Genomic DNA, 26,291 nt, shown 5'->3' on the forward strand with positions numbered 1-26,291 from the left:
AATCGTCTCAATCGTCTATCTAAAAGTAGTATGATCTAAAAGCAATAAAATTAGAGATTTACAACTAATTTACACATTCTCCTATCGCCTGTCAATGCGCAAATACATTGAAAAAACTCGGAATTCCGCGCACACTGGATGTGTACAACGGATTTCCGAGTTCGCATTGCAACTTACTCTTCTGTTTGATCCGGTTTAATCTCTTTATCTTCTTTGTCTTTGTCAAACTCCAGCTTATTGCTTTCGCTAGCTTGGCTTTGACCTTGAATAGTAACCTTAACATCTTCCTCATCGGTGCTAGCGTTAAGCTTGCCTTGTTCCAAGAGTTCGATGATTTCGTCTTTATCCAACGTTTCTTTCTCTAGCAATGTTTTGGCAACGAGGTGGATCTGATCTGCATGTTCGGTAAGAATCGTGCGTGCACGTTCGTAGCACGTACGAATAAAGCTCTGCATTTCCTGATCGATTTCGTAAGCAATCGCATCACTATAATTCTGCTCGTGTCCGATGTCGCGGCCCAAAAATACTTGACCTTGGGAGCTGCCGAACTGCATCGGTCCAAGCTTATCGCTCATTCCGTATTCCATAATCATGCGACGAACGATTCCCGTTGCTTTCTGGAAGTCGCTGTATGCGCCTGTGCCAATTTCTCCGATGAACAATTCTTCGGAAACACGGCCACCCAGGAGTCCAGTTACTTTATCCAGAAGCTCGTTCTTCGTTTGCATCATGCGATCTTCGCCTTCTTTAGGCAGCATCATCACATATCCGCCAGCGCGTCCACGAGGTACGATCGTAACCTTATGAACCATGTCCGCATTCTCCGCATGGTAACCGATAATCGCATGACCCGCTTCATGGTACGCTACGATACGTTTCTCAGCTTCGGAGATGATACGGCTTTTCTTCTGTGTACCTACAATAATACGGTCAAATGCTTCTTCAATTTCTGCCATCGAAATATCTTTACGATTACGACGAGCTGCAATCAAAGCTGCTTCATTCAACAAGTTCTCAAGATCAGCACCTGTAAAACCTGTTGTATAACGTGAAAGTGAATCTAGCTTAACATCTTTAGCAAGCGGTTTGTTACGCGCATGAACTTTCAATACAGCTTCACGGCCTTTGATATCCGGACGATCTACCGTGATTTGACGGTCGAAACGGCCTGGACGCAATAAGGCAGGGTCTAGAATATCAGGTCGGTTCGTTGCAGCTACGATGATAATCCCTTCGTTCGCGCCAAATCCGTCCATTTCAACTAGCAATTGGTTGAGTGTTTGCTCACGCTCATCATGTCCGCCGCCTAAACCAGCGCCACGTTGACGACCAACCGCATCGATTTCATCGATAAAGATAATACAAGGTGAATTCTTCTTCGCATTCTCGAACAAGTCACGAACACGCGATGCGCCGACACCGACGAACATCTCAACGAAATCAGAACCGGAGATACTGAAGAAAGGAACGCCTGCTTCACCGGCAACTGCACGAGCCAGTAGTGTCTTACCTGTTCCTGGAGGGCCATTCAATAGAACCCCTTTAGGAATTCTAGCGCCAACTGCTGCGAATTTGCGAGGATCCTTAAGGAACTCGACAACCTCGATCAATTCTTGCTTCTCTTCATCCGCACCTGCCACATCTTCAAATGTGACACGTTTCTTCTCCTCGTTATATAGGCGCGCACGGCTCTTGCCGAAGTTCATCACTTTACCGCCGCCGCCTTGCGCTTGATTCAATAAGAAGAAGAACAAAATGAAGATAATGACGAATGGAATAATGGACGTAAGAAAGCTAATCCAAACGCTATCGCGTTCCATCGGTCCGTACTCTTCCGAAGGTACGCCGTTCGCTTCAATCATTTGTACGACTAACGGCTCGTAAGGAGCATGTGTTTCGAAGCTCTTCTTATCAGCACCATTAGGCGGGTTAATATACTTACCCTTAATCGAATAGGTATACCCATCAAACTTTAATACAACGGACTCTACATTTTTGTTTACTACTGCTTGTCGGAATTTATCGTAAGTGATTAACTCCTTCTGTTCATTCTGGGTACTGATGAAATGAACGATCCCCACGGTAACCAAAAATATAAGCAAATAAAAGCCGGTATTCCGGATAATTCGATTCATAACGAGCCTCCTCTCAAACGGCACACAATTATTATTTTACCACATTCCGGTAAAGCGCTACAACATTACTGTCCTACTGCGCCTGCGGAACATGACACTAGCTCGAATAGATCTCTGGTTTCAATATGCCGATAAATGGAAGGTTACGATACTTCTCTGCATAATCCAGACCATATCCGACAACGAACTCATCTGGCAGTGCATAACCCGCATAATCAGGTTCAAGCTCTACCGTTCTGCGTGCCGGTTTATTAAACAGCGCAACAACCGAAATTGTCTTAGCGTTGCGACGTTCTAGCACATCTATCAGATAACTTAGCGTTAAGCCACTATCGATAATATCTTCCACGATCAGGATATGACGTCCTTCCACGGGTACATCAAGATCTTTGATAATCTTAACAACGCCAGAGGATTTCGTGGATTGACCGTAGCTGGATACCGCCATAAAATCAATTTCCAAAGGTACTTTAATTTGCTTTACAAGATCCGCCATGAAAATAAAAGCGCCCTTCAGCACACAAATAACCAATGGATTCTTACCTTCGTAATCAGTGGAAAGCAATTCCCCTAATTCTTTAATCTTGCCTTGAATTTGTTCTTCACTGTAAAGTACTTCTTGAATGTCGCTGTACAAGGATGAACCCCCTAGATTATATTATGAATCCTTATAAATTTACATTCTAGAAGAACGAAATTTACGTATGTTCCTGCAGCACTAGCTTCATATGAAGCACACGTTCTGTGTCTGATCCGACCAAAGCGTGTTTGGACCTACGAAATCCAGCAATCCAGAGAATCCGTCCAGATGCATCGACCAGTAGTGGGATGACCTCACGCCGAGTTGGCGGAATTTTGGCATCAATGAACATATCCTTTACTTTTTTGGACCCGTTTAAACCAAGTGGTTCCAATCGGTCTCCCGATCTGCGGCTTCTCAAAAAAAGAGGCAATTCTACTTGGTCTACATCCAAAAATACGTCGCCATTATGGTCTGGTGATGAAGCAGCTTTCTCATACGAGCTCGAAGGCATCCATGAGTAGATCAATTTGGCGTTCATGTCCGGCAGGTCCAGCTCATTCGATGCTAACCCGATCTCATAAGCATAAGGCTTAGGATCTGGCGCAAAGGTCTGAAATTGAATAGATCCATATTCTCTCACAATATAAATCTGTTCATCCACTTGGAGAACTTGATTCGACATCTGATCTTTCACAATTAACTCACGCACACGCTCAATTCGTGTAAATACCAGCCGTTCCCTTTCCAAACAAAGACAGTTTAATATTAATTTAATCAAACGCCTTTGTAAAGCAACGTGAAGCTCAGCGAAATCACGCCGATCTAAGCGGCCAATGCCCGGCTGAAATGTCACAATTCGGCGAAAAACCTTATCGGTTTCCCCGTCCAAATAATCATTCTCAGCTTGCATCACATCCGTCAATCGATTGAGTGACTCTGGAAGTTGTTCATTATACTGTTTCAACATCGGCATAAGATCTAGCCGAATCCGATTGCGGAAATACTTCCGCAGCTCATTGCTGCTGTCCTTACAATAGGCAATTTCATGCTGAGCGCAATAATTCACAATATCTGATTTGTATATACGTAAAAAAGGACGAATCAGTTCCACTTTTTTTTCGCGCCTGCGTTCCGGCATGCCAACGAGCCCTGAAGGGCCTGTCCCACGTAGGATTCGCATCAACATCGTTTCGGCTTGGTCATCGGCATGATGGGCCAACGCGATCCGTTGTGCTCCGTACTGGTCAGCAACTTGATGGAGAAATGCATACCTTTTCTCACGCGCTGCCGCTTGCCCATTTAAAGAAGCTTCCTCTATATAAGCAGGAACATCGATGACAGCAATTTCACAAGGAAGCCCCATCCCCGCTGCAAGCTCAGCAACAAAATCTGCCTCCGCATCCGATTCCATACCCCTGAATTGATGATTCACATGCGCAACAACGATCGTCCACTGACGATTGTCCGCAAGACCAAAAAGGACATGTAACAGCGCCACTGAATCAGGTCCCCCTGAAACCGCGACGACAATTACATCTCCCATATCTGCAAGCTTTTCTTCTGCAATTCGTCGTTCCACTCTGGCAACAAGATCCGTTTCCATCTCGCATTCCTTTCGGCCTTTTCTTACCCCGCTCTACCAAAACATATAAATCGTTGCACCAAAAATAAAAATAGATGTAGCAAAGCATAGTTTAAGCCATGGCATTTTCAACTTCGTCTGCGCAACCTTCTTACCTGCAATCAGCTTTTTCCATTCCACAATTGCTTCTTCCGACGTACTAAACTCGCCGCGTAAAGCTTTATTCAGAAAAGGTGCCAACTGCGCAGCAACTGGATTTTCCCGCATAATGGACGTCAGTTGATCCAACTCCCGGTTTTGAGGGAGTGTTTTGATAAAGCCAGCGAAGCGTTTGCGGTGATCTAATGTTTTTAATAGTAAAATGGCAAATGAGAATAGATCGTAACTTTCCTCCGCAACCCGCTCCCCCATATTCCAAAACCCGCGGTCGTAGACTTCTGTTAATTGCTTAATCGCTCGGCCCTTGGGTGATACGCCTCCGAAATCGATAAGGTCCACATCACCATAGTTAGATACAATCATATTTTCGGCCTTCAAGTCTCCAAATACATACCCACTCTTGTGGATTTCAGTGAGCTTCCGCAATAGGTTCGTCCCTATCACATAGATCCAATCTTGACTGCGCTTATGTATAAATTCAGATAAGGTTACGCCCTCGATATATCGCATGACATAGAAGGAAATCCCCTTACCCTGAATAATCATATCATCCGAATCAATCAAAAAGTTCTTAAATGAATTCTCTTTCAACGAAATAGCAAGCAAGGAATTGATCTCTGATTGATGGTCGACCGTTTCATATCCAGCTTTGAGCGCAAATCTAGCGTTTCCCCTTCGTACTAGAGCAACAATACCATTGGAACCTGCACCTAATAAGCGTTCGACCACATACACATGGCCGTTCCACTTCCCCTTAATTGCTGCCCCTGGGCGAAAGGCTTCATCATACCACGTAGTCACTCAGCATCCCTTCCTCAGTCGTCTTTGGTGAGAAAGGCTTTTCTGTCACGAACTGCAACGTTTGCAGCAGCGCTGGACCGGTTGGTGTCGTACCCTTCATGTTTATTTTATAGAACATCTTGTCGACATTTGCAAGCTGATTCGTCCAACCATGATCCATTTCTAGTTCCTGATCACTTGATTTGGTAGATGGGAAATGAAAAACAGCAAGTTCACTCACGCCGCTCCGAGCTCTTAAACTAAGCAAAAGATCATGAATCGCTTCACGCACAGCGGCAAGCTTCGGCTTCATACTAGCGCTTGCATCTATTAAAAGGGCAACACGTAGAGACGTGGTTTCACTCATATTATCAATAACTTGCACGACTTCAGCTCGCTTCTCCGGTGGCAATTGCTCTAATTGTGAAATCCCCAATATACTTTGCAGTTCTTTGCCCACAGCATGCTGGATGGTTGCATTCACCGTTTTCCGGGTCATCATTTGCACCGTATGCGACAGCTGTTCGGAATTAACAATCCGACTCATGCCACCGCCTGCTGCTGCAATCTCTCGAATCTCTTCTGAGCCAAGCACGCCTAACTCCCCATGATCAATCACACCAATGACATTCACAGCAACACCCTCTGCTTGCGCTTGTGCCGCTGCTATCACGGGGCTTACGCCAACATTGGAACAACCATCTGTAATTAATAAAATTTGTTTCATCATGATCTTCTGCCTCCCTGGCCGATAAGATTCGCTCTCTAGCAGTTTCATCTCCTAGTTTTTCCATTTATGAGAGTGTCTAATCATCTTGCAGGCAGGGATTGAGGGAGGTATTTACTCGACTTTATTCTAAATTGCGTCCGTTAAGAAACCAAATAAGCAGGAGGCATCCCCCCGCTTATTCGCAGCGCTGTTTAATCGCTTTAAGTTAGCTAGCGTCTCCTCCGAACTTTCCTTCCTACCATCAAGCCAACTAGTATGAACGTAAGTCCAGCAAGCTTGACATAGAGATGACTAGACTCACCCGTTACCGGCAATGTTGCAGGCTCAGCAGCGGGAGGAGTCACTGCACCATGATCAGAAGGTTTAGGTGACGGAACCGTCCCAACCGGTGGTGTAGGCTTAGGAGTCGGTGTGATTGACGGACTCGGAGTAATACTTGGTGTTGGTGTTGGTGTCGTCGATGGCGGTGGTGTTGGTGTCGTCGATGGTGGCGGCGTTGATGTCGATGATGGCGGCGGTGTTGATGTCGATGATGGCGGCGGTGTTGATGTCGATGATGGTGGCGGCGTTGACGTCGATGATGGCGGCGGTGTTGACGTCCTCGCGTTCGTATACGTCACCTTCTTATTCTCTGCCGATTGTAGTGTGATTGGATGCTCACTTCCGTCTAGCGCATACCCAGTAGGAGCCGTAATCTCCTTAATCACATAGTCCCCAGCTAGCAACCCCTGGAAAATGGCTACACCAATTTCATTTGTCGTTTGCGTCTGAATTAAATTCTTCGTTTCGCCTGACTTCCGATAAAGCTCATAAATTGCTCCACGTAGAAATAATTCTCTATTGGAGACATCAACCTTCTTTACTTCTATGGAACCGCGGACGCCATTGCCTGTGCCTGAACCCGAGGATACACCGACTACAATGTCTTTAACGATTATTTCCTTGAACGTTGACTCATGCTTCCCGCTGAAGTTCACGGCATTGGAGACCGATTCCTGATCCCGGGCTGCAATCACAGACTGATACTCCAGCACAAAGGCTGTCGAGATCAGGCTCTTGAATTTTAAACGGAACGTCTGATTCCCTACTGCATCGGTCTGAATGTCAACGGTGTAGCCAGTACCCTTTACTAATTCCACATCCTTAGACAAATCACCATTACTGGCCGCCTTCATACTGAACAAATGAAAAGAATCCGAAAGCAATACTTGATTCCTAGATGGCGTATCGAATATTTCCGCATCTGTTATCTTGGACTGCCCTGGGTTGATGGTAATCTGCCAGTTGATCTTATCACCGTTCTGTGATCCGTTCTTGCTCACGTATTCTTCGCCATGAGGGATTGGAACAGTGGCTGTAAGATTGCCAGAAACTTGGGTAATGCCATCAAATAGTTTTGCTATATTCACCACCTGTTTAGTTAGTAACTGGTTTTCAAAACTTGTTTTAAAATCAATCGTATATGCCTCTGAAATGGGGTCAAGGAATGTAATGATAAGTTTATTCTGAGGCGTAACCTCATAGCGGTACCGTGCAGAGTCCACCAAATCACCCCGCGAATGGGCCCCGTTAGGAGCGATAACCATTTTATGAATAACTAACGTGTTATCAATCAGGGTCTGACCCTTCTCCAAATTATCTTCAATTTTGGCTTCGGAAATACGTTTGCCATTGTAGTTAATCCCCACATACCAAGAGAGTTGTTTATTCTCTGCGTTATATGTACCACTTTTGAAACCATTATTCATCACATTGCTGGAAGGACTGAACTCCGCTGTGACTTTTGCCGCATGCGTTTCATTTTGGCTAATCCAATCGATTGCAGCCTGATTAGTAAATACAGTTGCACGACCTAATGGCGTTGCTGCATCCAGGTTGAACGCAGTATCATAAGTAATTTCTACAGGCTGAGAAATCGCCTTGGTAAAGGATAGGGTGAATCCAAAATCTGCATCAATACTGCTATCTAGTGTGTAGTCTTCTGGATTTGTGAGGATTACATTACCTTTCTTTACTACTAATGAGTTAGGCAGCAGTCGCAGCCCTTTATTAGAGAAAATATCCGTCACAACGACGTGATCCATGGCCTGGCTGTCACCATTAATGACGATTTTCCACCCGACCTTCTTCGATTGATAATTGACATCACCTCCCGACTTAACAATCCAAACTTGCGTGTAGGGCTCGGGGACCGTAACGCTGCTATTTCCTCCCGTCCTAACCGTATTTGTGAGAACTCCATCCACATATATGGGACCTATTGCTTTCGTTTCATAAATAATTTTATACGCAGAAGAGATGTCTTCAAGAAATTGCAATTTAAAGCCTGCGCTTCCCCCTTCTGTTTGTAAGGAAACCGTATATTTATCAGCTGGCACTTCGCCAGCGAGTGCAGCAACACCGTCGCTATTGAATGTCACCTTATACACATGTAAGGAATCTCCTACCAGCCGATGAATATCATCAAATAAATCCGTCAGGACAGCCTCTGATTGCGGGATTTCCTCTTCTCCGCCGTTATACAAGACAGCCCATTGCATGGTCTGAGTTATTGGCGTATACGTTGTCATGTCCTTCACCAGCATTTGCCCACGTGATACACTAACTGTTGAAGAAGCTCGAACAGGTTGATCCATATTAGTCCCAAAGAAACTGGCTTCATTCTTAAAAGAAGTCTTGAGCTTATCCGTAATAGGTGTTGTATATTGAATACGGTAGGCCGACGTAATTGGACTATTCGTAAACTGAACGCGAAGAGCTCCACCTACTGTACTCACCGAATAGCTGCCACTATCCAATTCCGCCCCCTGAATGACCGACCCATTGAGTTGTACGTTTAATTGATACACGGCAACCGTCACAGGAACCGATAATCCCTCAGGAATCGAATCCGTAACAACGGCATCTGGTACAGTATCCAGCTTCTTGTTCACATCTACCGTCCAATTAATCGATTTCGCATTATAGCTTGCAGGAGCACCAGATTTATTAATCGTTGAACCAACGATAGGCCTGAACTTTATGGTAAATATTTGATCTCCGCTGCGAATAGGAATGACGATTGTTTGTTCAGTAGTCCCTGTAATTTGGCTCTTGTTAAATTGCGTAAGGAAACTCAACGTTCCCTTCAAATTATCATGGCTTTCAATGAATTCGTTAAACGTAATCACCACATGATGGCTATCCTTATCGGCATGGAATTCCCCTACCGTTGAACTGTTATCTAGGACAAGGTCACCACTTACATGATTGAATAACACAAACTCCTGCGGCAGTGTAAAAGTAAATGTATCTCCGTTATGATAGCCATGACCATTTGGCAAAGACCATGTGTAATCCAGCTTCGCCTGGGCATTCTGATCATACACATTCCCCGTAACAACTTGACCGTTACTATCGTATACCGCTAATGTGACACTATCTAGGATGTTGCCCGATATTTCAGTTGCATTCACTTGGCTAGATAAGGTAATTCCGTATAGGCATTGCATAAACATCAAGAGCGCAATCAGCATGGCCTTCGTTTGTTTCTTCACCATCTTTGTTTAGACCTCCATTTCAGATATGCGCCTTTCCTTAGGCGAAAAAGTGCTTTAAAGAGTTATGATACAAATTGTATCATAAAAACCAGAGTAAAATACAGCATGTTTTGAAAATATGTCATTTCCATCCTTTCTATACGTGAACTTCTAACTATTCAACTAATTTCCCTTTCACAATTAAACGATGCGTCGGGTCTACCATGGGATCGCAGGTAATTAACGTAATTTCCCGATTACTACCCTTGCTCTGCAGTACCCACACATCCGTTGGTAGAACATATAACTTTTCTGCTACGCTGTAGACGAATTTCTGGCTTCCTGTATCTACTTCAATCAAATCACCAGGAACAACTTCATCTAACCGATTAAAATTCTTACCGTACGTCAAATTCCGATGCCCAGCAATGGCATAATTGCCTATTGCACCAGCTTTTCCTGTATTTGCAATACTGGCAACTGCGACTTTCATATTATCCATGGTCGCACCTGATAGAATGGGGAGTTTCAAATCAATTTTATCAATACTCAGAACCCCTTCCATATTCTTAGGTTTTGCGGAGGGAGGCTTCGCTGTCGCCATGACCTTCACAGCCGTGTCGCTCACGCTTGGGGGTTTCGCTGATTCAGATACCAACGGCTCACTAACCATTACATTTACATCTGATGAGGAAATCACATCACCCCCGACAGACGTCGTATTCCAAACACCTACGGCACGCAGTTGCTCGGTTTCCTCCCCAATCAACTGATCCATGGCCTGCATATTCTCTTGCCATTGTTGCAAAATCTGATGTTGTTGATAACTTTCATATCGATCATTTATCGTGGGATACAGAAACAGGCATGCACCCAGAAGTATGAGCAATATGGCTAACATCCTTCTGATCATTCAACTAACCGCCTTTCTTCTACTTCAAAAACCGCGCCGGCAAATGAGCCGGCACGGCTTATTAGAACCTTTAACTAACTGTTTTCGGACGCTCCATGCGTGTAATGCCCGGCCAACGGAACGTTGCCCAATCCGGCTGCCTCTTCTCAATACGTGCTACAACAACAGTCATATCATCCTGAATCTCCCCGTGATGGTGACGGAAAATACGCTCCAACAAGCAATCCGCGAAGTCCTGCGGCAAAGTGGTATCGATCTCCTGAATCATCCGCTTCATCCACATCTCCTTGTTCACAGCATGGCCTGGGGCATCATAGATGCCATCTGTCATCATGACAAGGATATCCCCTGATTGCAAGGGTATGGAGACCAGATCGACATCAATTTCGCTCAAGATGCCCACCGGCAGATTGTTTGCCGAGATCGGGATAACCTCCGTACCACGCTTGATAAAGCTTGGCGTAGAGCCAATCTTCATAAATGTCGTGTGGGCACTGTACATATCAATCAATGCCATATCCACCGTGGCGTACATCTCATCGGATGAACGCAGCATCAACACCGAGTTCAGCGACTTGATCGCGAGCTTCTCGTCCATCCCCGACTGCAGCAGCTGCTGCAGGATGCTAAGCGCTGTCTCGCTCTCCGCGCGCGCGCGCTCGCCATTGCCCATGCCGTCGCTCAGCGCAACGGCATACTTGCCATTGCCCAGCTCCACCGTGGAGTAGCTGTCGCCCGAGAAGAGGTCGCCTCCCTTGGCAGCGCCGGCGACTCCGGTTTCCACCTCGTATTCCTTGGCGGAGCCGAATACGACCGTGCTGTAGCCCTCGCCGCGCGTGTGCATCTCCTCACGCATCACGGCGACGTTCTCGCCGATGATTTCGCTCAGAAGCGGCGCGATGATCTTCCGACATTCATCAAATCCTTTCGTATATTGATGGATAATTTCGATTTCGATGTTTCCTTCGTCTAAGGAAATCACATCGATGGTATGGATAGATAAGCCCAGCTCCTCCAGGGCATTACGAATTTGTTCTTCTTGAAGGAACAACTCCTGTCCTTCTCTCTTGATTTCCTTCGCTAAGTCTTCCATGACCTGCGAAACACCTGACAGTTGGTCGGCTACAAGATGCCGGCTATCGATGATCTGTTTTTTCCAATGCCTGTCATTCTTATATAAGCTATATTGCCCTTTCATCACATCTAGCACTTGTTCCGAACGAATGCACACTTTCTTCCATTCAGGCGGAATCTGCTTCTTCGTCATACTCTCCTTCGTCTCAATTTGGCTCATCATATCCGTCATATACGTGTAAGTTTGATAGAATTTCTGATCCCAGCACTGGCTCTTCTTCCAACACGACTCGCACGTCTTCTGAGCGACAGCATTCATGAAATGTCCGACATCTTCCTCCTTACGACTCACCTCATCTTCGGTCGTCAGCTGTTTGAAGCTGCGCGCCAGCTGGCGGAACACCTCAGAGAATTGCTCCACGCGGCCAGCTGTCACATCCCGCACACGCTTCGCATAATCCTGCTGCGACTTCAGATTCTCTTGGGTACCAGGCACATACTTAGCAAGCATGAGAATCACACTGCGCGGTGTCAGGAGGAACAATGCAACGGCCGCAAGAGATTCCCAGGCTGAATTAATCATATCCACACTAGAACCCATATAGAAAGATAGAATAGACGAGCCGATCAGCATCCCGAAGGCAACCATTAATCGATTCCCCTCTTTAAGTAGACCTGCGAGCATACCAGAGAAAGCAAGTAAACTCATCTGATAGATCGCATTGCTATTCGCAAGACTCAGGATCAGCCCTGTAACAACACCAACGGATGCTCCGAACGGCGCTCCTCCTACCAATGCAAACAGTAGTATCAAGTAACGAGATAGCACATGCTCTACCGTGACAGGACCCACAAGCCAACCCACAGTACCTGTCATGACCGAAGCCAGCAAAATAATTAAACAAATGATCTCCTCATGTTTCAGATGATAGTTTTTGCGGGTAAGCGTGAATACAGGGATCGCTTGAATGAAAATGAGCGTCAGCACCAAACTCAGCAACGCTTCAACGGTAAGCATCATCAACGAGTACCACGTCAAGTTAGACACAACCAACTCCGCAAAGAGCTGCACGAGAAACGTTGAGCTGAACACGAGCAGCGGCGCTAACGAAACGTCTGAGCGTTCATATTTCTCAAGTGCCTTCTGGATCCCTAAGAAGATAATGATTTCTGTCACCAGATAACCGGTGTTCCCATTCACTGCGAGCAAGCTTCCGGCAAACGCTGCAATACCCACCCAATGTAAGATATCCTTTCTTGTAAAATAAATGACTGCGACAAACGCTAAAGCAAATGGTGACAACTGTTCCAGAATCATCGCCCGACCGAGCAAGAAGCCCATGACGATAAGCAGCAACGACCATTTCTTAGCAACAAAAGCTTGAACCCACCGATTCTCCACAGCTGCACCGTGAACGCCTACTTTTGCTTTCTGCCAAATTCCCGACCATCCGCTTCCCATCACCGCGCCTAAGCTTCGTCTTTGCATATTCTCGAACACCATCCATTTCTTCCCTTATTTGTTACTCTAGTATAGATACAATCTAGCAGAAAGTTTGTCAGAATGAGTTGATAGATTCAAAAAAGTTTCCGACATGTCCCGATGTCTTTGTCAACAGGTCCCAGCCCTTGCCTACTCTAGGTTCCTCATAGTGAAAACGTTTCCAGAAGTCTGATTACCTCGAAACTTCGACCCGCATATGAGGGAGATACCCGTAACTCCATGTCGATTGATTTCGGCTGTTTTTGCCGGACTTGTCGCACATCTGTCTTACACGGCAAAGAAAAAACCACATCCGCCGGAGCGAATGTGGTTCATCATCTGCATCTATTAGTCTCTTCTTCCGCCTCGGCCACCGCGTTTGGACTCGGTGTTCTTCTTCAAGGACGAAATCCGCTCTTCACTATCTTTGAGGAAACGAGATACTTTATCTTCGAACGAAAACGGTCTAGCTCCGCCTTGCTGCTTGTTAAAGCCGCCGCGACCACCACCGCCGCCGCCACGATTGAAGCCACCGCCGCCACCCGGACGACCGCCACTACCACCTTGACCACCGCTTGGAGGACCACTACGGTCTCCGCCGCTGCTTGGACGACCACCTTGGTAACCGCCACTTGGACGATCTCCACTAGGGCGACCTTGATAGCTGCTGCCACCTGTTCGTTCAGGACGAGCTGGTCTTTCCTCAACTGGCTTGTCAATCGTTTGCTTGATCGACAGTCCGATCTTGCCATCCTTGTCCACGTTAATTACTTTGACCGTTACCTTGTCTTCCAACTTCAAGTGGTCATTAACGTCCTTCACATAATTGTCCGCGATCTCCGAAATGTGAACAAGACCGGTAACTCCTTCAGCAAGCTCGACGAATGCTCCAAAGTGAGTAATCCCCGTCACTCTTCCCTCTAACTTGGTGCCAACTTCAATTGCCATAAAGTAAAATGTTCCTCCCTTAAAATGTTGAAAACACTGGCTACGCCGATTATAACCGATGCAGAAACCACGGTCAACACGGCATTCGCCACTTCTTCGTAACGTTTTTTACCACATAAAAAAGTATAAGTTTTCGGTATCCGAAAATTGCTTTGTTATTGGCGATAAAACCGACATCTAAACACGGTCGCTCACCTTCGAATTACCTCGATAAAGGTTTTCTCATTGCGGCCTCGAGGCGCTTAGTGGCGTCTCTCCCGTTTTACTGTAATGAAAGTCCCGGCGAATGATCTGATTCAAATATTCGTCGTTATGCAGTCGTGCGATTTCCTTCGTCGTGAGGGCATTTATCTTCTGCGCTTCGGCGAGTTGTTGCTCCATATTCGCTACGACGGCTTTCTTCTCGTGCAGCTTGGCGAACTGCCCCCAGATGTTAACAGCAGCCCAGCTCAGAAAACATAAGACGATGATCAAAAGGATACGCAGTCTTCGCTTCGAGCCTTCCCGACTGATGCGCTTGGTTGAAACGGTTGCTTGAGCATGCATGAATAGGAAATCCTCCTACTTCGAGAATATCCTGTGATAAAGCGCAATGATACGTCCCTTTAGTTTCTTCAACCAATCAGGGATCACCAAGTACTTATGCACAGGCTTAGTCATCCAGAGGAATAATCTCCACAAAGGATAGAGCAATTGTAGCACAATTCTGTAAAGGAATATAGCTACGGCTAGCAAAAAGCCTAAAATTATCACCGTTAGACGATATAACCCAATAATCGGTTTAATGATTAAAATTTCGACAGTCCTCGTAAGGAAGCGGTAAATCGCCACAATAATTCGTATGAGAATGAGTATTAGACGAATGACAAGCGGACTAAGAAGACCGAAATAGAAGCAAAGTCCGATCCCCATTCCAAGAAAAATAAAAATGCGAACTTGTCCTTCATTACTGTAAATGAGCATCTTGAACACTAGGATTATCGCCACAATCCAATAGATACTATCTACAATTGGGATGGTCCATCGTGGCAATCGCAGCTTGCCCGAGAGTACATGAAAAATATCGAACAGAGCCCCTATGCAAATTCCACTCAGGAACATCATGAAAATCGTCTGAAATTGAACGTGAAGCGTCACTTAAATAACTTACCAAGAAACCCTTTGGATTTCTCCTGGGTGTTCCCGTCCACATAGGCTAATTCATGAATAATACCTTCAATGGCGACTAATCCTTGCTCCAAGCTCAGGTTTTTGATGTGCAAATTTTGCCCCTTAATCATCAAGTAGCCCATTTCCGTTTCTAGGAGGAATTCTTCGCTATCAAAGCTTTCTACGTTCAAAACTCCCGATATTTCCAAGAGCTTGCGATTCAGCATCTTAATTTCTTGCCTTTTGTTACTGTTTTTTACAGGTTCAATCATGGCCTGTACCCCTCCTTCACCTATTCTTACGATATGGGGGGATGTCCTTTTTTAGAACTGCGAAAGCAAAACAGCCCAAGCTTCTATAGAGCTGGGACTGTTTTTACACGACTATGTTAAGTTGTAAAGCGACGTGTACCACTTATTCAATAATCTGGATGCCTCTTAAGCCTCGGCTCTCCTTCCTTCAGCTTACTTTGAACGCTGCCTTGGCCCAACTATATTCGGGGTCTTCCTGAGTCCCGTCTTTATAAGTTGAAATCAATGCCCATCTGTCTTGCCCGGACGTATTCGGGTAGGAGGCATGGTATAGTAGATCGTGAAAAATAATGGCATCCCCCCGCGAAGCGACTAAATCGACCACGTTCTGACCTTCGAGATCGCTGTCATCCAAGCGATTTTTAAAGCCAAGTCCGTCCGATGCATCGCCTCCATGAGTAGCGGATCCTAGCAAATGAGAACCGGGGACGACCCTCAGACATCCATTTTCGGGGGTGGCATCATCCAAAGCGATCCACACCGACACCTTATGGCTTCCATTCCAATAGGGATAATCCTGGTGCCAAGGTGAACCGAAATCAGTGGACGAGTTTTTGAAAACGAGCTTGTCACTCAAGAAGATGACATCGTCTCCAATAATGTCCCTCAATGCCGCCACCAATACTGGATGTGCAGCAGCTTTCTTGAATAAGGAGCTGGCCACCGCCATTCCCAAATAAACGCCTTCCTTGCCAACTCCGTTTTGTTCCAATATTGTACGAGCCGCTTCCTTGTACATGAGCACTTCTTCCCCCGAAAACAATTGAGGGAGCACGGTATACCCGATTGTTGCATATTCCTCTTTAGCTTGAACTGTCATTGCGCAAGTCCTCCTCTTTTTATATCTGAATAGGGTCAAGTGAATAGGGTCAAGTTGTGTCTTGACGACCGCATAAACAGCTTACCTTGATTCTGAAAAATTAAATATGCACCAAAAACGCTACTTTGTGTACGGACTTGGCATTTACTAGTTTTTAATATTTAACATCAAATCCGTGCACAAATTCGCTGTTCCCATGCATTGAGAGGAAGACACGAAATGTCGCATACTAGTACCAGTTAGATCAACTAAGGATGCCCAAGTGTACGCCGCATACGATCTACAAAATGTTCACAATCGTACACAGGGTCAATGGGTTTCGGCATCTGATTATGGATAATCGCATCAGGGCGTTTATACTATTTGAATATTCCAGAAAAGGAGTGTCTGCCTTGTCATTTGATCTGATTCATTCCACAGTCGAATTTGAGCGGATCCGGTTATTGAGATCCGGTGATTTTATTGTGAAGCCAGGCTGGGTATACGGTCCGGTCTGCTTTCAGAACTACCAGATTGTTTATTTCCCTACCGGAACGGAAACACGCTATATATGCTCAAATAAGTCGATCGTTCTGAATAAGCCTTGTGTCATCATTACGCCGCCAGGATTAACGCATTCCTATGAATTCGACAAAGCGCAGCCGGTCCGGCATTTATTCATTACGTTCCATTGGGAAAGGGGGCCGGAAGAATCAGACTCCGATAAATTATCGTCATCGGGCGACTCCGTCTGCTTACAATCGGTAGAGGAGACTTTTGTACCGCTGCTAATCAAACAAATTTTGCATTTGTCCAACAAAAAGGTTTATCTGTGGGAAGAACGCTGCAAGCTGCTGCTTGCTTCAGCACTGGCGGAGTTGGAGGGCTTAAAAGGGATGCCTTCGTCAAAATCCACGCCGATCTCGGATACGAAGCATTCGTTGCCCGTTCTGAAAGCATTGGATTATATCGATTCTCATTTGAAGGAGCCGATCACGATCGCCCACTTGGCCCAGGAGGTCGGTTGGAGCCATGAGTATTTCACCCGAAAATTTGTCCAGTATATGGGGATGTCGCCCCAGAAGGCGATTATGACACGTAGAATCGAAAGAGCCTGCCAGCTTTTGCTCCAGGAGAAATGGACCATTTCCGAGATCGCCTATACCGTCGGCTTTCAGAACGTGCATTACTTTTATCGGACGTTCATGAACATGAAAGGAATGACTGCCTCCCAATACAGGCACAAGTACTCGGCACCACATCTCAGGCACTTGTCGCCCGTCAATGGCTCTGAAGCCTCGTATCCGCTGAACCATTATTACTATTATTCTCCCCTGTAAATTCACCGAATTTACACTTACCCCGTGGAGCCGCACGGTGTCTTGAACAAATTGATCCGGAAGGGAAGTAGAAATTGTATGGCTGCTATCACAGCGACGGATAAGGATAAACCGGAACTTCCTTCCGTGAGGAAGCCGGTTCGGCCTGGAAGATGGAGGCCGTTTCGCAAAAATTGGGATCTTTATTTGTTAGCCATCCCAGTGCTCATCTATTTCATCATTTTCGAGTATTTCCCTATGTACGGTCTACAAATCGCTTTTAAAAACTTTGTTGCCTCGAAAGGAATTTGGGGCAGCCCTTGGGTGGGCCTTGTCCATTTTGAACGTTTTTTTGACAGCTACTATTTTTGGAGATTAATCGAGAATACGCTTGGCATCGGCATATATGAGCTTGTTGTCGGGTTTCCGCTACCGATTTTGTTGGCATTAATGATCAACGAAGTAAAAAATGGAATATACAGACGATTTGTGCAAACGGTTACATACGCACCGCACTTCTTATCTACGGTAGTTCTTGTTGGGCTGATATTCATCTTTTTATCCCCGCAAACGGGTATTGTCAACCAGCTCATTAAGCTGTTCGGCGGAGATCCTGTCTCTTTCATGATGAGCGCGGGGTGGTTTAAAACGATTTATGTGCTTTCAGGTGCATGGCAGCACATGGGGTGGAGTTCGATTATTTATCTGGCCGCCTTGGCCGGTGTGGATCAGCAATTGCATGAAGCGGCGAGAGTTGACGGAGCCAGTCGGATACGGCGAATATGGCACATTAATCTCCCTGGCATTATGCCGACGATCGTCACTCTGCTCATCCTGAACGTCGGTCGCATCTTGAGCGTCGGGTTCGAGAAAGTATTTCTCATGCAAAATCAATTGAATATGGAAACATCGGACATCATTGCCACACATGTATATCGAATGGGTATTGCGGGTGCACAGTACAGCTATTCGACGGCTGTCGGCTTGTTCAATGCGGTGATCACTTTCATCATGTTGATCGTAGTGAACTATTTGGCCCGCAAAGTAAATGAAACAAGTTTATGGTAAAGGGGGGATCGCAATTGGGGCAAACGAGAGGCGATCGAGTTTTTGAAGTCCTTATTTATATGGGGTTGGCGCTTACGACATTGATCGTTATCTACCCGCTCATCTTTGTGATTAGTGCTTCCTTAAGCGACCCATCACAAATTATGAAGGGCAATGTGTGGCTATGGCCTGTCGATTTTAATTTCGGATCGTACGTGAAGGTATTCCAGAATAAGAACATCTTGAATGGATATGCCAATACGATGGTATACACCCTTTTAGGGACCGCAATTAACCTGCTGCTTACAACGATGATCGCATACCCGTTATCTCGCAGGGATTTTGCCGGACGCAATCTGATTACCGGATTTATGGTGTTTACTATGTTTTTCAGCGGCGGGATTATCCCAACCTACTTGTTGATCCGCGACCTTGGCATGCTCAATTCGATTTGGGCACTAGTTATTCCTGGTGCGGTATCCGTATGGAATGTTGTCATTATGCGGACGTTTTTCCAAAGCAGCATTCCCCATGAAATCCAGGAATCAGCCTCGATTGATGGCTGCTCTAATATCCAGATTTTACTTCGGATCGTACTGCCGTTGTCCATGCCGATTATGGCGGTCATGACGTTATTCTATAGCGTCCATCATTGGAATGCCTTTTTCAATGCGCTCATTTATCTAAACGACCGGGACAAATTCCCTCTGCAGCTATTTTTGCGGGAAATTTTAATTCAGAACGAGATGAACGACATGATCCAGGTTCAGGACGAGTCGCTCGTGAAGCATATGATGCAGGTAGAAGGGTTGAAATACGCGGTTGTTGTTGTTGCCAATCTCCCCGTGCTGATGTTGTACCCTTTTTTACAAAAGTATTTTGTCAAAGGCGTTATGGTAGGGGCTTTGAAGGGGTAACTCTTGAAGTGATAGATGAACAAAAACTAAGGGGGGCTTACATCCATGCGCAAAAAGTGGGGAGTATCGATGAGTGTCGCGATGTGTGCAATGATACTGGTCGCGGGCTGCAGTAAGGATACAGGTACAAGTACGGATAACATGGGGAAAGAGGAGAAAACGGCCAATATGAATGCAACCGGATTCCCGATCGTGAAGGAGCCCATCAAGCTGACAATGATGGCAGGTCAGGCTCCGACAACCAATCCGAACTGGAATACTGTGAGGATTTTTAACGAATATGAGAAGACAACGAACATGGACATCGAATGGCAGATGGTTCCGACTGCGGGACTAGTGGAGAAGTTCAATCTGGTTATGGCCAGCAGGGATTACCCCGACGCATTCCATACGGCCAAATTGACAGCATCAGATCTGATCAAACACGGTTCAGAAGGATCGTTTATTAAACTCAATGATTTGATCGACAAATATGCTCCGAACTTTAAGAAGCTGCTCGACCAGAACCCCGCATTGAAAAAAGGGATTACGATGCCGGATGGCAACATTTACTCATTCCCAACCTACTACGACCCGAACTTCACCTATTTGCTCGTGAGCTCGCCGTTATGGCTTAACAAAACATGGCTGGATAAACTGGGCATGGCTCCTCCGGATACGACCGAAAAGTTTTATCAGTATTTAAAGGCCGTGAAAACAACGGATTTGAACGGTAACGGCAAAAATGACGAGGTTCCGTACGCAGGGATTAAAGCTGATAATTTGATCAATCACTTGAAGGGCGCATGGGGCTTGACGAACCGCGGACGTACGCATGCTTATGTCGATGTGGAGCCGCAATCTGGGAAGCTTCGCTTTGTTCCGACCGATCCGAACTATAAAGAAATGATGGAGTTCATTCATAAGCTTTATAAAGAAGGCTTGATTAGTAAGGACATTTTCACTGTACCGGCAAATGAGTTTTATGCGAAGGGCACAGAAGGCATTTATGGATCATCCATCGTCACGAGCATGGAAACGCTGATGAAGCAAACGAATTATATCGGAGCTCCTGCACTGAAGGGGCCTCACGGAGATCAAATATTCTCCTTTATCGGTTCCTCTCTAGCATCGCCTGGTGCGTTTGTTATTACAGATAAAAACAAATATCCGGCGGAAACGGTGCGATGGATCGATTATTTCTACAGCGAAGAAGGGAACAAGCAGTTTTTCATGGGCTGGAAGGGCGAGACGTATGAGGAATTACAAAACGGCGATTTGCAGTATACGAAAAACGTAACGAATAGCCCTGACGGAAAAACGTTGGAGCAGGTTATCTCGCAGTATTTAACATGGCCAGGCGGGTCTTATCCGGGCATCGTGAAACAAAAGACGTTCAAAGCCGCAGTGCCTTCAATGATAGAAGCGACGGAAACGGTAAAACCGTACCTTCCGAAGGAAGTGTGGCCAGCCTTCATTTACACACTGGAAGAGAACGCAAGGATGAATCAACTCCACGCGGACATTGATGTCTATGTGAAGGAGATGCAAGCGAAGTTCATTGTCGGCGGCGTGACGGACTGGGATAAGTACGTGGAACAGTTCAAAAAAATGGGTCTTGATGAGTATTTGAAAATATACAATGCCGCCTACGAGCGTTACAAGAAAAACTGATCAATTCGTACCTGCGAGTCTGTCCGGCGCAAGGACACGGTAGTGGTTCAAATGGATCGAACGTGGCAGTAGAGTAGCGAATTGACATTGCAGTAGAGGGCGAAAGCCCTCTATTTGCTTTTCCATGAGAAAAACTTCTATCGAAGTCCTTCGAGGATGAGCGACCGCGTTATTAAGTGGAGAGACTTTGGTCTCCAACCAAAGATCCCTATATATGGTGGTTTTTATCGCCAATAAGAATTTGTTCTTCCGAGCCTCGGAAACTTATAAATTCTTATGTGGTCAAAAAAATAGCCCGAGACTCCCTCTGCAGGAATCCCAGGCTATTTCATCGTTATGCGCTATTCGGATTGGAAGGCTTCTTCCTTCAGCAGCGTGTACATCTGCGCAGCGTCTTCCTTACGGGTCGACTCTGTCAAAAGCTCAACGCGAATCGTCACTTTCTTTTGACCGAACTGAATGGATAGCTCATCTCCAACTTTCACATGCGTACTCGCTTTCGCATCCCTACCGTTAATCCACACGCGCCCTTGGTCGGACACATCCTTTGCAACCGTACGGCGTTTGATCAGACGAGATACTTTGAGAAATTTATCGATACGCATTATTTTACAGCGTCTTTAAGCTTGTTGCCCGCTTTGAAAGCAGGAACATTGGATTCTGCGATTTCGATTGGGTTGCCCGTTTGCGGGTTGCGACCTGTACGGCCAGAACGCTTACGAGTTTCAAATGTACCGAAACCAATCAATTGTACTTTATCTCCGGATGAAAGAGCGTCTGTCACTTCACCAAGGAATCCGTTAAGGACAACTTCTACGTCTTTCTTAGTAAGTCCGCTTTTTTCAGCGATGTTGTTGATCAAGTCTGTTTTGTTCATGTGTTTTCTTTACCTCCCAAAATGTTTGAAGATCCCATCTTCTATGTACCAAGTGTGGTTACATTTCATAACTATACCTTGCAACAAGTCTAGTATTCTGCTTTTTTCGTCAAAATCCTTCTATCGCTGATCAAGTTTTACAACTTTTTTTGCTTCCTGCCAGTAAACTTCCATCTCTGATAACCCAGTTTGTTCAAAAGATAAGCCCTTTAAACGTAGCTGTTCCTCGATATACGAAAATCTTTGCATGAATTTACGATTTGTTTGGGCTAGCGCTTCCTCAGGGTCCACTTTGAGGAATCTAGCAACATTAACGATAGAGAAGAGAACATCTCCCAGCTCGTCACGGCGCTCCTGAGCCCCGTCTTCTGCTCCTAACGCAATCGCTTCGCGCAGCTCGGAAAGCTCCTCTTCCACTTTAGCCAACACATCATCCAGTTCTGTCCAGTCAAAACCTACCGCCGCCGCTTTCTTCTGCAGCTTCATCGCCTTCATCAAGCCCGGCAACTCACGTGGAACCCCGTCTAGCACCGATTGTTTCGTCACATCAATGCCTTTCTTCCGCTTCTCTTCAACCTTGATTGCATTCCAATTAACCAACGCCTCATCGGCATCCTCTGCCGTCGACTCTCCAAATACATGCGGATGACGGCGGATCAGCTTCTCATTCAATGTCGCGATCACATCATACACGGAGAAGGTGCCGATTTCTTCTTCCATTTGGGCATGCAGCATGACTTGTAAAAGCAAATCGCCAAGCTCCTCGCACATGTGATCTGGATCATCTTCATCAATGGTTTCCAGCACTTCGTAGGCTTCCTCAATCAGATTCTTGCGCAGACTCTCATGTGTCTGTTCACGATCCCAAGGACAGCCCTCTGGGCTGCGCAGGGTTTGTACAATCTCATGGAGCTTACCAAACGTTCGGTAATATGTTTCTTGCTGTTCGCTGCGAGGCACCCATACAAGTGACAAATTACCGTAGCCTTTGACATGATCCAACTCATGGAGCGGCACTTCGATGATTTGTTCTTGACCTGCAACTCCTAAAGAGTGACCAACAACTACCCTGTACTCATCTGGATAGGCATCCATCAGGCTGATTTTTAGATCAGAGGCCGTATAGGTATCGTACACCTGCCCAATCACCGTATGAAGCTGTGGATTCAACGCATAACGGCTGATGCTCGTCGCATCCAGCAACTGGAAGCCATCGATCGGATCGAAGCCAAAGCGTAAGAAGGCTTGGTCTAAGAAGCTCTCTCCACCTGTAATTTGGAGTTCGATGCCTTCAGAAGGGCAACGTTGTTTCAGAAGTTGCACCGTGTACTCCGCCACCATGGGATGACCTGGGACCGCGTACAACACTTCTGCCGCCTGGCTTTTCGCTGCATGGATTAATGCTTCCGCAATGGACTCGTAGACGCCCTCGAACGACTCATTCGACATATAATTCGCGTCGAACGTTTCGTATGGGATGGCGTTCGCATCCAGCAGGTGAACCATCGGATGATCTTTCGTGCGCAGGAATAGCTTCGCTTGCGACTTTGCCACTAGTTGAAGCTTCTTCCATACGCCTAAGGTTAATTGATCTTCGTCTCCTGTCCCGAGTCCAAGGACAGTAATTCGCGGGTTGCTTGTTGACATAGAATGACACCTCCTGAGTAATGGTTATAGGGAGTTATGCGGCGAAATTCGCCAGTCGATTGGAACACAATCCGTTGACTCCGGGCTACACTGTTGCACAGTATACATTATAAAGCGAGATATGCACCAGTTCGACTTACTAGTTTGAACAATAGCTCCCACGCCGCTACTCATCACGATTCGGCGGCCTCAGCTTCGCCTGGAGCCTCGCCAGCTTCCGCTCCAGCTCCGGCATCAGCCGCAGCTCCTCGCGGCTGATGCTGCCGCTGCGCAGCAGCACAAGCGCGTAGACGGCCGCGCCGCCGGCTACGCCTATGAGAGCGATGGCGCTCGCGCTCCATCGCTCAGGCACGTGCCATGCCGCACTAGCGAGCATGGCCAGCCCTTGCAGCGCTGCGAGGCCGCCGCCCATCAGCCCCACGGCAAGCGTGGGACTGACGGCGTACGGCCGCAGCGCGAAGCGCACTCTGGTGCTGCGGCGCAGCTGCACCAGGTTCAGCCCCGCCGCAGCGGCGTAGGCGATCACCGCGCTGAGCGCGGCGCCGTCGATGCCCCAGCGGGGCATCAACACGACGTTGCCGAGTGCTTTCAGCACGATGGCAACGAGCAGCGCAAGAACCGGCGTGCGGATCGCGCCGGTGCCCTGGAGAACGCTGGCACTGACAGCGTTCAGCGTACTAAACAAGGCCGTGAAGGCCAACACGGCCATCGTCCAGCTCGCCTCGGTGCTCGTATAGAGCATCAGATTGATCGGCATCGCTAAGAAGGCGAGGCCAAACGAGGCGCCGAGCCCGATCAACCACGCAAGCCTTATGGACATCTCTGCGCGAAAGCGGATCAGATCAACTTGCCCCCTTATTTTCGCTTCTGCGATAGCCGGTACCAAAACAGCCGACATTGAGGAGGCCACCATCACGACCAACTGAACTAGTGGAAGCCCACGGTTATAAAGGCCGAACTGACGCATAGCCTCCAGCTCGCTCCCAAATAAAGCATCCAGCAGTCGAGGCATGGTGAATGTATCCACAAGCGTGAGTAACGGCACAACAATAGCACCTAAGCAGACCGGGATCGCATACACCGTGATCCGTTTCGCCCATTGCCAAGATGAACTTACTTGCTCGACTTCTAAGCCAGCGGCTACTACTTTCCTCACATCTTGGCCGCTTTCACCCTCTAGCTCAACATCCGCGGGTAAGTCTGCCTTCAGATGCTTTATACGCTCCGCACGCCGCTCTCGCCGCCAATACACGGCCATTACGGCTAGACCTGCTCCAGCGCCTGTCACAGAGCCAAATGTGGCCCCCGCAGCGATCCATGCCTCATCGTAGGCAAGTGCAACCAGATACAGCAATAACGCGACCATCGTAATCACACGAATGAGCTGTTCAATGACTTGCGAGACCGCAGTAGGCACCATGTTTTGATACCCTTGGAAATATCCCCGCAGGACAGCAAGGACCGGAGATAAGAGCAGAGCAAAGGATACGCTGCGGATCGCCGTCACAGTCTGCGAAATACCAATCCAACCAGCAATCGTCTCCGCACCGAAATACAGCAGGAGAAATAAGAAAAACCCCGCACTCATCAATAGTGCAGATGAAACAACCACAATCCGTTTTGCACCAGGATGATCCCCTGCCATGACGCGTTCGGCTACAAACTTCGACACAGCGACTGGAAACCCAGCCGTAGCTGCAAATAAGATCAGAATATAGAGCGGATAAACCGCATTATAAATGCCAAAAGCTACATCTCCGGCTACGTTTTGCAAAGGAATCTTCTGCAGCGTCCCAAGTAACTTAGAGAGCACAGCCGCACCGCCAAGCAAGGCAGCGCCCTTTAACAGCTTGTTCCCCTGCTTACCGTTACCATGCCCATGGAGCCCTTCTTTCTGGCAATCTTGCTCCTTGAAGGTAGCCTTCATCCCGATTTACTCCTCTACACAAACATGCTTCCTATGTACGTATTATAGCGAAATCTACCCCTTCAGACAAAAAAAAGCTTCGCTTACAGATCCATCATCTCCGTAAGGAAGCCTTCGTTTGGAATTATGTGTTCATTGCTCCATCTGCTTCGCTAGAAATCCAGCGGCAGTCTCGACCATTTTAACTTCCATATTGCCCATTTTCACATTCTCGTCCTTCGAAATCAGGATGACCGAACCAATGGGATCTCCCCCTGCTACAATCGGCGCCGCTACGAAGGAAGTGAACGTTTCAGTGGTATCTTTAATAATCTCGAATTGACCTGAACTGCTTTCAATAACAGCCTTACGATTTTCCATGCAAGACTCTATGATCGCCCCAACGGATTTCTCTAAGTAATCCTTCTTAGATCCGCCAGCCATAGCAATGATATGATCTCGATCCGAAATCAAGGCAACGTGATTGGTGCTTTCAAACAGTGACTCCGCATATTCTTTCGCAAAATCACCAAGCTCACCAATCGGTGAATATTTCTTCAGAATAACTTCTCCATCACGATCAACGAAAATTTCTAAAGGGTCACCTTCACGAATGCGTAGGGTGCGCCGTATTTCCTTGGGGATTACAACTCTCCCTAAATCATCTATCCGACGGACAATTCCAGTTGCTTTCATATCTCTAGATGCCTCACTTTCCGCTTTCGAATTAGATACGACACGAGCATGAAACCTTGTATGCTAGATCGGGATTTGGTGGGAACTTGAAATCTATCCATAGTATTCTTCACTTCCCATTCTTC

Annotated in this window: 22 protein-coding genes; 4 read left to right on the top strand and 18 right to left on the bottom strand. The window is 46.7% G+C overall.

Going from position 1 to position 26,291, the window contains the following annotated elements; translation table 11 throughout:
• Positions 1–173 precede the first annotated feature (173 nt).
• The 13 genes from ftsH to ASG89_RS22450 form a co-directional block, all read right to left on the bottom strand.
• Positions 174–2,135, bottom strand: coding sequence for an ATP-dependent zinc metalloprotease FtsH (gene ftsH / locus ASG89_RS22390; protein ID WP_057313293.1), 1,962 nt, complete (start codon positions 2,133–2,135; stop codon positions 174–176).
• Between the two features lie 97 nt (positions 2,136–2,232).
• Positions 2,233–2,772: a hypoxanthine phosphoribosyltransferase gene (gene hpt / locus ASG89_RS22395; RefSeq protein ID WP_057313294.1), complete on the bottom strand. Its 540-nt coding sequence runs from the start codon at positions 2,770–2,772 to the stop codon at positions 2,233–2,235.
• A gap of 61 nt (positions 2,773–2,833) precedes the next feature.
• Complete coding sequence (gene tilS / locus ASG89_RS22400) at positions 2,834–4,261, bottom strand: tRNA lysidine(34) synthetase TilS (RefSeq protein ID WP_057313295.1); 1,428 nt, start codon at positions 4,259–4,261, stop codon at positions 2,834–2,836.
• A gap of 33 nt (positions 4,262–4,294) precedes the next feature.
• Complete coding sequence (locus tag ASG89_RS22405; protein WP_057313296.1) at positions 4,295–5,200, bottom strand: protein kinase domain-containing protein; 906 nt, start codon at positions 5,198–5,200, stop codon at positions 4,295–4,297.
• A complete protein-coding gene (locus ASG89_RS22410; protein ID WP_057313332.1) occupies positions 5,184–5,906 on the bottom strand; it encodes a vWA domain-containing protein in 723 nt (240 codons plus the stop codon). Before ASG89_RS22410 ends, ASG89_RS22405 begins: the two co-directional genes overlap by 17 nt.
• Before the next feature lie 212 nt (positions 5,907–6,118).
• On the bottom strand, positions 6,119–9,448 hold the full coding sequence (locus ASG89_RS22415; protein WP_057313297.1) for a collagen binding domain-containing protein: 3,330 nt from the start codon (positions 9,446–9,448) through the stop codon (positions 6,119–6,121).
• A 154-nt stretch (positions 9,449–9,602) separates the two neighbouring features.
• Complete coding sequence (locus tag ASG89_RS22420) at positions 9,603–10,340, bottom strand: class D sortase (protein ID WP_057313298.1); 738 nt, start codon at positions 10,338–10,340, stop codon at positions 9,603–9,605.
• 70 nt (positions 10,341–10,410) lie between these two features.
• Entirely contained in the window at positions 10,411–12,903 is a 2,493-nt protein-coding gene (gene spoIIE, locus ASG89_RS22425) for a stage II sporulation protein E (RefSeq protein WP_057313333.1), read from the bottom strand.
• A 342-nt stretch (positions 12,904–13,245) separates the two neighbouring features.
• Positions 13,246–13,845, bottom strand: coding sequence for a S1 domain-containing RNA-binding protein (locus tag ASG89_RS22430; RefSeq protein WP_057313299.1), 600 nt, complete (start codon positions 13,843–13,845; stop codon positions 13,246–13,248).
• A 222-nt stretch (positions 13,846–14,067) separates the two neighbouring features.
• On the bottom strand, positions 14,068–14,391 hold the full coding sequence (locus ASG89_RS22435) for an FtsB family cell division protein (RefSeq protein WP_057313300.1): 324 nt from the start codon (positions 14,389–14,391) through the stop codon (positions 14,068–14,070).
• Between the two features lie 15 nt (positions 14,392–14,406).
• Positions 14,407–14,982 (bottom strand): spore cortex biosynthesis protein YabQ, encoded by a 576-nt coding sequence (gene yabQ / locus ASG89_RS22440; protein ID WP_057313301.1) that lies wholly within the window; start codon positions 14,980–14,982, stop codon positions 14,407–14,409.
• Positions 14,979–15,266, bottom strand: a complete 288-nt coding sequence (gene yabP / locus ASG89_RS22445) for a sporulation protein YabP (RefSeq protein ID WP_056617955.1) — start codon at positions 15,264–15,266, stop codon at positions 14,979–14,981. The genes yabQ and yabP overlap by 4 nt, the downstream gene beginning before the upstream one ends.
• Before the next feature lie 187 nt (positions 15,267–15,453).
• A complete protein-coding gene (locus ASG89_RS22450; RefSeq protein ID WP_057313302.1) occupies positions 15,454–16,125 on the bottom strand; it encodes a phytanoyl-CoA dioxygenase family protein in 672 nt (223 codons plus the stop codon).
• A gap of 392 nt (positions 16,126–16,517) precedes the next feature.
• Between ASG89_RS22450 and ASG89_RS22455 the strand changes: the two genes are divergently transcribed.
• The 4 genes from ASG89_RS22455 (at position 16,518) to ASG89_RS22470 (ending at position 21,040) form a co-directional block, all read left to right on the top strand.
• Positions 16,518–17,444, top strand: a complete 927-nt coding sequence (locus tag ASG89_RS22455) for a helix-turn-helix domain-containing protein (protein ID WP_057313303.1) — start codon at positions 16,518–16,520, stop codon at positions 17,442–17,444.
• 78 nt (positions 17,445–17,522) lie between these two features.
• Positions 17,523–18,491 (top strand): ABC transporter permease, encoded by a 969-nt coding sequence (locus tag ASG89_RS22460; RefSeq protein ID WP_057313304.1) that lies wholly within the window; start codon positions 17,523–17,525, stop codon positions 18,489–18,491.
• Positions 18,485–19,387 carry a carbohydrate ABC transporter permease gene (locus tag ASG89_RS22465; RefSeq protein ID WP_057313305.1) on the top strand — a complete coding sequence of 301 codons (903 nt, stop codon included), beginning with the start codon at positions 18,485–18,487 and terminating at the stop codon, positions 19,385–19,387. The genes ASG89_RS22460 and ASG89_RS22465 overlap by 7 nt, the downstream gene beginning before the upstream one ends.
• A 45-nt stretch (positions 19,388–19,432) precedes the next feature.
• On the top strand, positions 19,433–21,040 hold the full coding sequence (locus ASG89_RS22470) for an extracellular solute-binding protein (RefSeq protein WP_057313306.1): 1,608 nt from the start codon (positions 19,433–19,435) through the stop codon (positions 21,038–21,040).
• Positions 21,041–21,381: 341 nt separating this feature from the next.
• Here the strand turns inward: ASG89_RS22470 and ASG89_RS22475 are convergent, their stop codons facing one another.
• The 5 genes from ASG89_RS22475 to spoVT form a co-directional block, all read right to left on the bottom strand.
• Positions 21,382–21,645 (bottom strand): RNA-binding S4 domain-containing protein, encoded by a 264-nt coding sequence (locus ASG89_RS22475; protein ID WP_057313307.1) that lies wholly within the window; start codon positions 21,643–21,645, stop codon positions 21,382–21,384.
• Positions 21,645–21,917: an HU family DNA-binding protein gene (locus ASG89_RS22480; RefSeq protein ID WP_028557378.1), complete on the bottom strand. Its 273-nt coding sequence runs from the start codon at positions 21,915–21,917 to the stop codon at positions 21,645–21,647. The genes ASG89_RS22475 and ASG89_RS22480 overlap by 1 nt, the downstream gene beginning before the upstream one ends.
• A 120-nt stretch (positions 21,918–22,037) precedes the next feature.
• Positions 22,038–23,564, bottom strand: coding sequence for a nucleoside triphosphate pyrophosphohydrolase (gene mazG / locus ASG89_RS22485; RefSeq protein ID WP_057313308.1), 1,527 nt, complete (start codon positions 23,562–23,564; stop codon positions 22,038–22,040).
• Positions 23,565–23,730: 166 nt separating this feature from the next.
• Positions 23,731–25,491, bottom strand: coding sequence for a polysaccharide biosynthesis protein (locus ASG89_RS22490; RefSeq protein WP_082593510.1), 1,761 nt, complete (start codon positions 25,489–25,491; stop codon positions 23,731–23,733).
• 132 nt (positions 25,492–25,623) lie between these two features.
• Positions 25,624–26,166, bottom strand: coding sequence for a stage V sporulation protein T (gene spoVT, locus ASG89_RS22495; RefSeq protein ID WP_057313309.1), 543 nt, complete (start codon positions 26,164–26,166; stop codon positions 25,624–25,626).
• Positions 26,167–26,291 lie beyond the last annotated feature (125 nt).

It is taken from the genome of Paenibacillus sp. Soil766, from assembly GCF_001428105.1.
Lineage (GTDB): Bacteria > Bacillota > Bacilli > Paenibacillales > NBRC-103111 > Paenibacillus_E.

What these genes read in the sequence shown, in the direction of transcription:
- ftsH (WP_057313293.1), bottom strand. Translation starts at nt 2,135, where the DNA reads ATGAATCGAATTATCCGGAATACCGGCTTTTATTTGCTTATATTTTTG.
- tilS (WP_057313295.1), bottom strand. Translation starts at nt 4,261, where the DNA reads ATGGAAACGGATCTTGTTGCCAGAGTGGAACGACGAATTGCAGAAGAA.
- ASG89_RS22410 (WP_057313332.1), bottom strand. Translation starts at nt 5,906, where the DNA reads ATGAAACAAATTTTATTAATTACAGATGGTTGTTCCAATGTTGGCGTA.
- ASG89_RS22415 (WP_057313297.1), bottom strand. Translation starts at nt 9,448, where the DNA reads ATGGTGAAGAAACAAACGAAGGCCATGCTGATTGCGCTCTTGATGTTT.
- ASG89_RS22420 (WP_057313298.1), bottom strand. Translation starts at nt 10,340, where the DNA reads ATGATCAGAAGGATGTTAGCCATATTGCTCATACTTCTGGGTGCATGC.
- spoIIE (WP_057313333.1), bottom strand. Translation starts at nt 12,903, where the DNA reads ATGCAAAGACGAAGCTTAGGCGCGGTGATGGGAAGCGGATGGTCGGGA.
- ASG89_RS22430 (WP_057313299.1), bottom strand. Translation starts at nt 13,845, where the DNA reads ATGGCAATTGAAGTTGGCACCAAGTTAGAGGGAAGAGTGACGGGGATT.
- ASG89_RS22435 (WP_057313300.1), bottom strand. Translation starts at nt 14,391, where the DNA reads ATGCATGCTCAAGCAACCGTTTCAACCAAGCGCATCAGTCGGGAAGGC.
- yabP (WP_056617955.1), bottom strand. Translation starts at nt 15,266, where the DNA reads ATGATTGAACCTGTAAAAAACAGTAACAAAAGGCAAGAAATTAAGATG.
- ASG89_RS22450 (WP_057313302.1), bottom strand. Translation starts at nt 16,125, where the DNA reads ATGACAGTTCAAGCTAAAGAGGAATATGCAACAATCGGGTATACCGTG.
- ASG89_RS22460 (WP_057313304.1), top strand. Translation starts at nt 17,523, where the DNA reads ATGGCTGCTATCACAGCGACGGATAAGGATAAACCGGAACTTCCTTCC.
- ASG89_RS22465 (WP_057313305.1), top strand. Translation starts at nt 18,485, where the DNA reads ATGGTAAAGGGGGGATCGCAATTGGGGCAAACGAGAGGCGATCGAGTT.
- ASG89_RS22470 (WP_057313306.1), top strand. Translation starts at nt 19,433, where the DNA reads ATGCGCAAAAAGTGGGGAGTATCGATGAGTGTCGCGATGTGTGCAATG.
- ASG89_RS22475 (WP_057313307.1), bottom strand. Translation starts at nt 21,645, where the DNA reads ATGCGTATCGATAAATTTCTCAAAGTATCTCGTCTGATCAAACGCCGT.
- ASG89_RS22480 (WP_028557378.1), bottom strand. Translation starts at nt 21,917, where the DNA reads ATGAACAAAACAGACTTGATCAACAACATCGCTGAAAAAAGCGGACTT.
- mazG (WP_057313308.1), bottom strand. Translation starts at nt 23,564, where the DNA reads ATGTCAACAAGCAACCCGCGAATTACTGTCCTTGGACTCGGGACAGGA.
- ASG89_RS22490 (WP_082593510.1), bottom strand. Translation starts at nt 25,491, where the DNA reads ATGAAGGCTACCTTCAAGGAGCAAGATTGCCAGAAAGAAGGGCTCCAT.
- spoVT (WP_057313309.1), bottom strand. Translation starts at nt 26,166, where the DNA reads ATGAAAGCAACTGGAATTGTCCGTCGGATAGATGATTTAGGGAGAGTT.